Below are 1,559 nucleotides of genomic sequence, written 5' to 3'. Positions count from 1 at the left end.
CCATCCCTTCTGGACTACTACGTGGGCGGTGATTTAAACACCAAACAGACTTGGGCAAAACATCCCCCGCTTGATAACCCGATAAGAGATGACCTTCAATCTCACCAACATCCGCACATAGCGTATGAAATCCACCGATCTTTTCAGAATTATCCTTTGTATAGCCATCAGGAGCCGTCGGATTTTGCGAAATTTCAAAGGATAGCTCATTCGTCTGATCTTTTAAGATGAGATATATATAATAATCCTTTCCTGCTTCAAGATCTTCGTCAAAAGTCATCCTTCCACGCCCTGGAATGCGGTAAAAGAGGTACCTACCCCCATTCTCTTCACCATGATAAAAGCGAAAACATGCCCCGTCATTGATCACAAGACCTTTTCTATTTTTCGGATCGGCTTCCAGAATTCTGTCAGGTTGATGAAAACGCACATTCTCTAAAAAATTAGTGGAAAGAGAACCTACCTTACTTTGAAGTTCAGAAAGACTGTCACTGTTCCTCTGTGCCTTCTCTTGAACTTCTGTCAATGCACTCTTCGCTTCTTCCGCTAACACTTTTGCCTCAGAGGCGGCTGTATTCGCAGAATTTGTCGTTGCTGTCACCGTGTCTAATGAACTCTTGACCTCTCCAAGCCCTTGCTTCGTCGTATCAGCTTCTTCTTTTGCTTGCTCCGCAACACTCTTCGCTTCTTCTGCTGTCGACTTCGCAGTCTCGGCTACTTCCTTGGCTTCTTCTGATAAACTTTTTGCACTCAAAGCGGTTTGGCTTGCATGATCACTCGTGGATTTTGCTTCATTGGCTATTGTTTCTAAGCCTTCTGCTTTAGATTTTGCATCGCTAGCCTCTCTTAGTGCTTGATCTACTTTCTCTGTTACACTCTCTGCTGCACTTTTCGCCGCTTCCGCCAAACCCTTCGCTTCTGAAGCTGTTTGCGAGGCTTGTTCCACTCCTGTTTGCGCCGATTCGGCAACTCTCTTAACAGTTGCAACAGATTCCTTGACTTCAGCACAAGCATTCTTGGATTGTTCTGAAAGAGCCTTTGCCTCTTCTGCAATATCCTTGGCATCATCAGCTGTCCGTTTTGCGCCATCCGCCTTAAGACTTGCTTGTGTTGCTATCGTCTTAACTTCATGACTCGTCGCTACCGCGGTCGCTGCTACTTGGGTTGTCTCTGTTGCTGTTTGAGAAGCATCTTTCGCTGTTTGTTCTGCACGTTCAGCAATAGATTTCGATTCTTCTGCAACCTGTTGCGCACCATTCGCACGCGCCATGGCTTTTTCCGACTCTTGCCTTGCATTCACAACCTGTTCTAACGGCGCAAAGGTTTCATACGAATACAAAGATGCCGTCCCTAAAATCTTCGGAACAACAACGCTATCTTGCGAAGTTCCTTCTCTGATTTCCTCTTTCGTGGCTATTGGTATCAGATACTCATGACTATGATCAGGTATTTTCATCTGCTTTATTCCTCCATTAAACCTAAAATGAACACTCTTTCAAATCTTCAAACTCTTCTCTTAAGGTCTCTAAGCGCTTCTCTAAATCTTTCAGTGAACCATC

At 44.8% G+C, this 1,559-nt stretch carries 1 protein-coding gene; it reads right to left on the bottom strand.

The features are described 5' to 3' along the window. Window positions 1-1,456, bottom strand: a 1,456-nt coding sequence (locus ACFIL8_RS10115) for an alanine-zipper protein (protein WP_375689657.1), incomplete at its 3' end; no start/stop codon positions are given. Window positions 1,457-1,559 lie beyond the last annotated feature (103 nt).

The sequence above is a fragment of the Bartonella sp. AP57NXGY genome, from assembly GCF_042195805.1.
Taxonomy (GTDB): Bacteria; Pseudomonadota; Alphaproteobacteria; order Rhizobiales; family Rhizobiaceae; genus Bartonella.
Note: the sequence above shows the minus strand (reverse complement) of the source record. Positions and strands in the feature narration are given on the sequence as shown.